Here is an 8,320-nt window from a genome sequence, read left to right as displayed (position 1 = left end):
CGGGCTGTTCAAGAACGAAGCCATCCGCGACGACTCCCCATTCCGCAACGGGCCGCTGCGGACCGTCGACGACGTGGAATGGGTCACCGCCGAATGGGTCGACTGGTACAACCACCGGCGCCTGCACTCCACGCTCGGCGATGTCCCGCCCGACGAGTTCGAGGCCGTCTACTACGCTGACCTCGAAACGCCATCCCACCCGGTGCTGGCACCCGCATAGGAGCGGCAGAGAACCGGGGACGCTTCACGGTGAGGCCCCCCATGTGCGCCCCATCGCCCCGAACCAATCCGCGAAGGCGAGCCCTGGCTGAAGCAGATTCCAGAGTCCGAGCGCCGTCGCAGCGATCGTGATGGCGCCCGTGACGGCGGCACGCACGGCCGGCCGCGCGGATGTCAGGACGTTCCAGGCCAGGAGGCTCCCGACTGCGAGTGAGTGCGCGATCGCCCATTCGTGGCCGAGCGGATCGACGAGAGTCCAGGATAGGACGCGAGTCGCGCCGAGGCCCCACAGAGTCGCCACCATCAGGATTGTCGCAACCGCCGAACGTCGGAGGATCCGGAGGGCGGGTGATCGGGTGGCAGCCTGGAGCCACTCGCGGATCCCGTGGCTGCCATCGTTGCGGTGAGCGATTGCTTCGAGGGCGAGGCGATACGGGGCACCGAGGACCAGAAGCGGCGGGATGACGAGAAGCAACTGGATCCTCCCAAGCATATTCATGCTGTGCAGGTAGTCGCCGTACGCGGCTGCCGCGCCTGACGTAGTCCAGAACAGCAGCAGCATTCCACATGTCCAGAGGACCGTTCTGGACTTCGGCCAGGCCCGGCCAACGCGGCGCAGGCGGCGGACCCCGGCGAGATAGAACACCACTCCGCCGGCCGCGACGACGGCCCACAGCAGATCGACCTCCCAGGCTGTGAGCCACGCCAGCGGCGTGAGCTCAGGCGGCAGCGGCGCCTCGGTGAGGATCTCTGCCGCTGTCGTGAGGGCGGGCGCGAGGACGTCGGCGGGAGCCGGGGTGCGCGCGAGCGCGGCGGCGGCACCGCTGGCGATGCCCATCATGCCGAGCTCGGCGACGATGAGCCACCAGAACGCTGCCCCGCCCGTGCCCGTCATCCGGGCAATGAGGCGGCGACGATAGACCACGCCATGCGCGCCGAGGACGAACAGCGCCACGGCCTTGGCGGCGAGCAGCGCCCCGTAGGGGCTGAGGAGTTCTCGCGGATCGGTGATCGACGTCAAAGTGCGGGCAGCGCCGGAGACGGCGACCAGCGCGAACGAGGCCAGTGCCAACGTGGAGTAGCGTTCCACCACGATGCGAACCCGCCCGGCCGTGAGCGCTGGGCGGAGGAAAACGAGCGTCACGAGTCCACCGAGCCAGACGGCGACGCCGACGACATGGATGATCAGTGCCATGACCGCGGCGTCGTGGTTGGCGAGGGTTCCGGAGTGGCCCTGAGTCGCCATCGGCACCAGTGCTGCGATGGCCACGAGCGCGGTGACGAGCGTCGATGCCCAGCCGCGAACCGCGAACGCGAGGATGGTGATGACGGCCGCGGCGACGGTACTGATCAGCCATACGCGGCCGAGCTCCGTCTCGGTGAGGTATCGACCGAGCTGCTGGCCGAACGCCATGCCAGCGGAGACTTCCGGGTTGAAAGTGGACACGAACGTGAAGAAGCCGGTGGCGCCCGCAGCCACCGTGAACACCGCAGCGGCGGCCGACGCCACGTCGAGGGCGAGGCCGAACTCGCGTTCTCGGGCACGGAGGGCGAACAACGCCACGATGAGAGCGCCGACCATGGTCGCGGCGGAGAGGTTCACGAGCAGCTTCACCACGGGCAAGCCCCAGCGGATGACCGGTCCAGGATCCGAGATCAAGCGCGGTTCCGCACCGCCGCCCATCAGCAGTCCGACGATGAGCGCGGCCAGGGCGGCCAGGGCGGGGATGAAGGGCCCTGCTAGCCGGAGCATGCGTGAGTTCATCGGCCGTCCCCATCGCCAGCCGTCGGTGCGTCTTGCTGACCGGTCTCGACGTCGGGGGCGGTGCACTCACCGGTCGCGGGCAGCTGCTGGACCGCGGTGGAGAGCACGCCGAGCACCTCGTCGGCTGATACGACAGTGGTGTCGATGTAGGCCTGGGCGGCGGGTTCACGCCCGTAGGTGGTCAGGCGCAGGTTCGGCGTGTCAGTTTCGTCGACGATCCAGTCGACGCCGCCGATCGTCACGCATTGCAGCGTGGTCGGGGCGGGAGGCTCAAGGCCGCAGCTGAACACGACGGCCGTGGGGAGGCCCCAGGCGCCGGTGGCCTGCGCGTCGGTCCAGCGCCGTTCGAGGTCGCCGATGGTCTCGGGAAGACGGACGGAGGCGTTCGCGCACAACGGGCTCTCCGCCTCCGCTGCGGCATCGAGCGAGACCGTGTACGCGCAGCTGGCTAGCGCTAGTACGCCAGCGAGGAGCGCGGCCGCGAGAACAGAGCGTGGACGGTTCATGAGAGGTTCCGTTCTTCGAGGCGGAGCGAAAGGCCGCGGCGCGCGATCCCGAGGAGTAGCAGTGCCAGGACCGCCCCGCCTGCGCCGATCGCGGTCGGCCACGGGCCCATCACGACGGCGGGGGTCAGCCCGGTGCGCAGCGGGATGTCGCCGATCCGGGCCGCGGTCGTCCCGGCTGCCGCCTCGTCGAGGACGGTGCCGTCGGGGGCGATGAGCTGGCTCGTGCCCGTGGTGGAGATGTTGGCGACAGAGCGGCCGGTCTCGATCGCACGCATCCGGGCGGTGGCGAGCTGCTGGAGGTTCTCGTCGGTGCCGCGGAAGTCCGCGTTGTTGGTCTGGAACACGTATGCCTGAGCGCCGCCGAGCGCGCCGGCACGGATGACATCGTCGTAGATGACGTCGAAGCAGATCGCGAGCCCGAGCGCGACACTCCCGACCGTGACCAGCGGCGGATTCGCCCCTGGGGTGTACTCGCGCTGGATCAGCTCGATCAGCTCGGGGGCGATCGCCTCATAGAACCACCTATCGGGCACGTACTCGCCGAACGGCACGGGGTTGATCTTGTCGTGCATCTGCGGTGCGCCCTCCCTCGTCCAGAGCAGCGACGTGTTGTAGGTGTCGTCGCCGCGCTGGGTGGCGGCGTTGGCGAGCACCGGTGCCTCGGCCCGGCGTACGACGTCATCAAGCACTGCGGCCGTCGCCGGCTGGTTCAGAGGATCCGAGTCGACGGATCCTTCGGGCCAGACGAGCAGGTCCATGTCCTGTCCGAGCAGCGTCTCGGTGGCGGCCAACTGCGCGGCGAGGATGTCACCGGAGGCGCGCTCGTCGAAGTAGGCCGATGGCCCGTTCGCCTGCACCCAGCCGATCCGCAGCTCGCCTGCCGGGGTTGTCGGGAACGCTGGCAGCAGCGCGAGCACGACCGCGACTGCCAGCGGAATGAGACCGCGACGCGGCTCCCGTGCACGGCCCGCCTGGATCGCTGAGGCAGACAGGGCGACGACGAGGAATGACAGTCCGCCCGTCCCTGTCCAGGATGCGATCTGGGCGAAGGGCCCGTCGACCTGGCTCAACCCGATTCGCGCCCACGGGAATCCCGTGTATGGCCATGCTCCGCTGACCAGCTCGCGCAGCGTCCACAACCCCGCGACCAGCAGTGGTGGCAGAACGACGCCGGCCCGTCGTGGCAACCACCGGTACGCGAGCGCGATCGGCACCGCCCCAATGGCGAACAGCGTCGCCTGCAACGCCGCCAGTGCGATCCACGGCAGCGGACCGAGGAACTCGTCCACCCAGATCAGATGGAGCGGGAAGAACCCGACGGCGAATGCGAGCCCGACGCCCAGCGCCCCGGGGACGCTTCGCCCGATCAGCGTGAGCAGGCCGAGCGTCACGGCGACGAATGCCGCGGGCCACCACCCGACGGCGGGGTACGCGAGGTCGAGGATCAGCCCACCGGCCAATGCGGTCGGCATGGCAAGGCGCATTCGCAGCAGGGGACGGGCTGCGCCGACCGGTGTGGGGGAGGGGAGCGTCTCAGTCGGCGATGGCGCGATCGAGGGCATCTGTGAGATCCGTCAAGGAGGTGAGCTCGAGCTTCACGCCGTCAAGGAAGAACGTGGGCGTGCCAGTGACACCCATCTCCTGCCCCTCCAGGAAGTCCTCCTCGACGCGGGCCTGCGTCTGCGGGTCTGCCACTGCCGCGTCGTACGCGTCCATGTCCAGGCCCAGCTCCTCGGCATACCCGCGGAAGCGGGCTGCCTCGGATGACTGGCCTTCGCCCCACTCGATCTGCGTCTCGAACATCCGGTCGTACATCTCTTCGAACCGGCCCTGCTGCGCAGCTGCCTCGACCGCGACGGCGGCGTGCATCGAGTTGTAGTGGTTGGGGATCGGGAAGTAGCGCACGACGTAGTTGATGTCTCCGGCGTACTGTTCGCGGATCTCCTCGATGTACGGGTAGAACGCCCCGCATGCCTCGCACTCGAAGTCGAGGAACTCCACCAGCGTCGGTGCGTCCGCCCCGGCCTCGTCGAGCACGTGGGAGTCACTGCGTGTGCCAGGCAGCGCACCGTCGTCGGGAGTCACCGGCGCAGGGCGGGTCACATTGACATACACGATCGCGGCGATCACGAGCACGACCACGACGGCGATCGAAATCACGGTGGCCTTGACCGGGGTCGGCAGTTTCTTGCGGGTGGAGGCAGGCGCGTTCACAGGGTCTCCTTGTCGGTGGGCGGATCGGTGGGGTCGTCAGTGACGGCGGCGAGATGCTCCTCGCGCAGACGTGACACGACCTGGGCCAGCTGGGGGTCTTCGCCTCGTGCGAGGCCGGCGTATTCGAGGCGCAGCAGGTGCGGCGCTCCGTCGGGTGCGGTCAGGGAAGCCTTCACCCACAGGCGACGGCGGGGCACCAGCAGTGCGGTGATGAGTCCGGCCGTCGCGATCGACGCGAATGCGAGCACCCAGATCGCGCCGCCGTCGCGCTGAATCTGCAGCGACACGAACCGCTTCACGGAGGACAGGAGATCCCCGGTCCCGGCGGCGTCCTCGAACGTGATCGTGCCCCACCCGTTCGGCAGGTTCGCGGTCTGTCCCGGAGTGAGCTCGATGGATTCGAGTCCCGTTTCGCCGCCAGTGACCTGCGTCATCCCTGACGTGTCGAGCGTGTACACGGAGCGCGGCGTGCCGTCGTCGATGCCGAGGCTGCCGGAGAACACGTTGAACGTGACGACCGGGTTCACCAGGTCCGGGTATACCGACGTGTACGCGCCGCTGGGGAGAGTGCCCTGGGTCGGATAGAAGAACCCGACCAGTCCGATCTGCTCGGGCAATCCGTCGGGTACCTTGAGGATGCCGAGCGAGGTCATCATCCCGTCCTGCGGCAGGAAGGGCTGCGATTCGCTGTAGACGACCTCGCCTTCCGCGTTGCGGATCGTGATCGTCGGGGCGTACCCGTTGCCGAGCAGGTAGATCCGGTCGCCTGCGACGTCGATGGGGTGGTTCACACGTACGACATCCTTGCGTCCGTCCGGATCGCCGGGGGCACGGATCGTGAGCCGGGCGGCGAAGTCGCCGGCCTGCCCCGCTCCGGGTGTCCCTGGAAGTTCGTACGTGACGTCGAATCGGTCGAGGGTGAGCGAATAGGGGTCAAGCGCGGTGTCGTCGACGAACCGACCCGGCGTGAACGAGGAATAGTCGCTGAGGCTGTTCACGAACGTGGAGCCCTCGACGATGACCCGCTGCCCCGTGTAGGCGAAGCCGCCCGTGATGAGGACGGAGACGAGCACCCCGACCAGGGAGGCATGGAAGACGAGGTTTCCGGTCTCGCGCAGGTAGCCCCGCTCGGCCGACACCGACCACACTCCCGCCGCGTCGTAGCGTTCGGTGCGGTACCCCTGGCGGCGCAGCAGCCGTTCTGCGATCGTGATCGCCGCTGGCGCTTCTGTCACTGCTTCCACGTGCGCGGGCACGTGCACGTCGTCGACGAGGTGATGGTCGAGCCTCTGCAACCGGACGGGCGTGCGTGGCGGGCGGGAACGGAGCGCCTTGGCATGGTGGCGCATGCGCGGGATGACGCATCCGATCAGCGAGACGAACAGCAGCAGGTAGACGGACGAGAACCACACCGAGCCATACAGGTCGAACAGCTGCAACGCGTCGAGCGTCGGTGCGATGTCGGGGTTGTTACGGAAGAACTGGGTCACGCCGTTCGGGTTCGCGACTCGCTGCGGGAAGATCGACCCCGGGACGGCGATCATGGCGAGCAGGAGCAGGAGCACCAGCGCAGTGCGCATGCTGGTCAGCTGCCGCCACGCCCACCGCAGCCATCCGGCGACTCCGAGCGTGGGCGAGGCGATCCGCTCCTCGTCGCCGCCGCGGTCGATGTGGTCGGCGGGGCGCGCGGGGTCGGTCGTCACGGGTTCAGAGCGGGAGGGTGACATTCAGCATCACCCCCTGCAGGATGGACATGAGCCGACTCCAGGCGCCGGTGACCATCAGGGCTCCGAGCAGGACGAGGACTGCGCCGCCGACGATGTTGAAGACGCGGATGTGGCGGCGCACGAATGTGACTGAACGGGTGGCCCATCCGACACCGAGGGCGAGCAGCAGGAACGGCAGGCCGAGCCCGAGCGAGTACGCGAGGCCGAGCAGGCCGGCCCGCCACGGGTCTCCGAGGTTCCACGACACCGACATGATCGCCGCCAGCGTCGGTCCGATGCACGGTGCCCACCCGATACCCAGTGCGACGCCGAGCAGTGGTGCTCCGATCAGGCCGAGATCGCCGCGCGATCGCAGCCGGATGGTGCGCTGGGCCCCGCGGAACACCCCGATGAAAACCAAGCCCATCACGATGACGAACACGCCGAGGATCCGGGTGAGGACGGCCGAGTACTGCACGAAGAACATCCCGAACACGCCGCCGAGGATCGTCATGGCCAGGAACACGACCGTGAACCCGGCGATGAAGAGCCCGACGCCGCCCACCATTCGCCACCGGGCGGCATTGCCTCCCTCCGCCGCGCCGACGGCGGACCCGAGGTAGCCGAAGTACCCGGGGATGAGGGGCAGCACACAGGGTGAGACGAAGGAGACAAGTCCGGCCAGGGCAGCGACGAGGATCGCGAGCCATAGGGCGCCGTCCACGACGATCGCGCCCATCTCAGCCGTCCTCGGCCAAGGCGTCGGAGACCAGCGTCGACAGGATCGACGCTGATTGCAGTTGCCCGATGATCCGCGCCGCGACCCGGCCCTGCCGGTCCATCACCAGCGTGGTAGGCGTCGCCTGGATCGGCGTCGCGGCGGCGAAGGCGAGCTTCACCTGGCCACTGTCCGCGTCGATCACACTCGGGTAGGTGATGCCGTTGTCTGCGGCGAAGGCGCGGGCCGTGGCGGGCTGGTCATAGATGTTGATGCCGAGGAACCCGACGTCCTCGGCCTGAAAGTCCTGCCAGACGTCCTCGAGCATCGGCGCCTCCGCGATGCAGGGGCCGCAGGCGGCGTACCAGAAGTTCACGACGTACACGCGGCCCGCGAAATCGTCGTCTGACACAGCTTCGCCGTGCTCCGTGACGCCGTCGAACACGACGGGCTCGCCCCGTTCTTCGGAGGCGATCGACTCGACGCGGAAGTCACCGGATTCGTAGGTCTGATTGCCGACGTCGTACTTGGCTGCGACGCCGTCCTGCGGCGCGCAGCCAACCAGAGGGACCAGCAGCAGGGCCCCGAGCGCAGCTGCACCGCGATGAAATAGGGAAGGGGAAAGAGATGGCATGTGAAGGTCTCCTGGGACGGTCACGGATCCGGAGCACGCCTGGTCGCCATCGCCTGCCACCGCGGCAGCATTCCGCGCGGCCCATGGGCGATCAGTGCTCAGGCAGGCGCGCGACGCCGCCGCTGGGAGGCGATGCCGCGCACGGATCCGATCAAGTCCGGGAGATCCCGAGGGTCGTAGGCGTCACCGAAGGCCGGAATAGACGCACTCGTGGGAGCACCGGCGACAGTGACGGCGACGAAACCGATAGCAGGGAGAGGACAGGGCGACCGGCCAGCGCCCGCGACGCGAAGATCGCCAGCAGTACGCCGCACAGTGCACCCAGCAGACACAGACCGGCCGTACCCAGCTCGTCCTCCGCCGGCATGAGTGTGGCGATCGCCTCATCATCGATGGCTGGCATGTCTGCAGACCCGGCGATTGTCGCTGAGATGGGAACAGCTGGTGTGCCCTCCAGGCCCTCGTGGGCCGACGATGCCCAGATGCCCAGCAGCAGGAGCGCCGCGGCTCCGAGTGCCAGCACGAGCCGCAGAACCGAGCCGCACTCGCGCCCCTTCT

The 8,320-nt window shown here is 68.5% G+C and carries 8 protein-coding genes; 1 reads left to right on the top strand and 7 read right to left on the bottom strand.

Annotated elements, in window-relative coordinates; translation table 11 throughout:
• Positions 1-220, top strand: a 220-nt coding sequence (locus B5M43_RS13300) for an integrase core domain-containing protein (protein WP_230667932.1), incomplete at its 5' end; no start/stop codon positions are given.
• A 24-nt stretch (positions 221-244) separates the two neighbouring features.
• Here B5M43_RS13300 and B5M43_RS13295 read toward each other — a convergent pair.
• From B5M43_RS13295 to B5M43_RS13265, 7 genes are read right to left on the bottom strand one after another with little or no spacing between them, the layout of a single operon-like run.
• Positions 245-1,984: a cytochrome c oxidase assembly protein gene (locus tag B5M43_RS13295; protein WP_134746301.1), complete on the bottom strand. Its 1,740-nt coding sequence runs from the start codon at positions 1,982-1,984 to the stop codon at positions 245-247.
• The gene (locus B5M43_RS13290) at positions 1,981-2,490 is read right to left on the bottom strand and encodes a DUF3515 family protein (RefSeq protein ID WP_134746302.1); all 510 of its coding nucleotides are present in this window, start codon (positions 2,488-2,490) and stop codon (positions 1,981-1,983) included. The genes B5M43_RS13295 and B5M43_RS13290 overlap by 4 nt, the downstream gene beginning before the upstream one ends.
• The gene (lnt, locus tag B5M43_RS13285; RefSeq protein ID WP_134746303.1) at positions 2,487-4,052 is read right to left on the bottom strand and encodes an apolipoprotein N-acyltransferase; all 1,566 of its coding nucleotides are present in this window, start codon (positions 4,050-4,052) and stop codon (positions 2,487-2,489) included. Before lnt ends, B5M43_RS13290 begins: the two co-directional genes overlap by 4 nt.
• Positions 4,024-4,704: a thioredoxin domain-containing protein gene (locus B5M43_RS13280; protein ID WP_230668144.1), complete on the bottom strand. Its 681-nt coding sequence runs from the start codon at positions 4,702-4,704 to the stop codon at positions 4,024-4,026. Before B5M43_RS13280 ends, lnt begins: the two co-directional genes overlap by 29 nt.
• The gene (locus B5M43_RS13275; protein ID WP_134746304.1) at positions 4,701-6,431 is read right to left on the bottom strand and encodes a cytochrome c biogenesis protein ResB; all 1,731 of its coding nucleotides are present in this window, start codon (positions 6,429-6,431) and stop codon (positions 4,701-4,703) included. The genes B5M43_RS13280 and B5M43_RS13275 overlap by 4 nt, the downstream gene beginning before the upstream one ends.
• Entirely contained in the window at positions 6,412-7,149 is a 738-nt protein-coding gene (locus tag B5M43_RS13270) for a cytochrome c biogenesis CcdA family protein (protein ID WP_067028615.1), read from the bottom strand. The genes B5M43_RS13275 and B5M43_RS13270 overlap by 20 nt, the downstream gene beginning before the upstream one ends.
• 1 nt (position 7,150) lies before the next feature.
• Entirely contained in the window at positions 7,151-7,762 is a 612-nt protein-coding gene (locus B5M43_RS13265; RefSeq protein ID WP_134746305.1) for a TlpA disulfide reductase family protein, read from the bottom strand.
• Positions 7,763-8,320 lie beyond the last annotated feature (558 nt).

Origin of the sequence: Microbacterium sp. MEC084 (assembly GCF_004514465.2) — a bacterium.
In the GTDB taxonomy this organism is placed as follows: domain Bacteria; phylum Actinomycetota; class Actinomycetes; order Actinomycetales; family Microbacteriaceae; genus Microbacterium.
Note: the sequence above shows the minus strand (reverse complement) of the source record. Positions and strands in the feature narration are given on the sequence as shown.

What these genes read in the sequence shown, in the direction of transcription:
- B5M43_RS13295 (WP_134746301.1), bottom strand. Translation starts at nt 1,984, where the DNA reads ATGAACTCACGCATGCTCCGGCTAGCAGGGCCCTTCATCCCCGCCCTG.
- B5M43_RS13290 (WP_134746302.1), bottom strand. Translation starts at nt 2,490, where the DNA reads ATGAACCGTCCACGCTCTGTTCTCGCGGCCGCGCTCCTCGCTGGCGTA.
- lnt (WP_134746303.1), bottom strand. Translation starts at nt 4,052, where the DNA reads ATGCCCTCGATCGCGCCATCGCCGACTGAGACGCTCCCCTCCCCCACA.
- B5M43_RS13275 (WP_134746304.1), bottom strand. Translation starts at nt 6,431, where the DNA reads ATGTCACCCTCCCGCTCTGAACCCGTGACGACCGACCCCGCGCGCCCC.
- B5M43_RS13270 (WP_067028615.1), bottom strand. Translation starts at nt 7,149, where the DNA reads ATGGGCGCGATCGTCGTGGACGGCGCCCTATGGCTCGCGATCCTCGTC.
- B5M43_RS13265 (WP_134746305.1), bottom strand. Translation starts at nt 7,762, where the DNA reads ATGCCATCTCTTTCCCCTTCCCTATTTCATCGCGGTGCAGCTGCGCTC.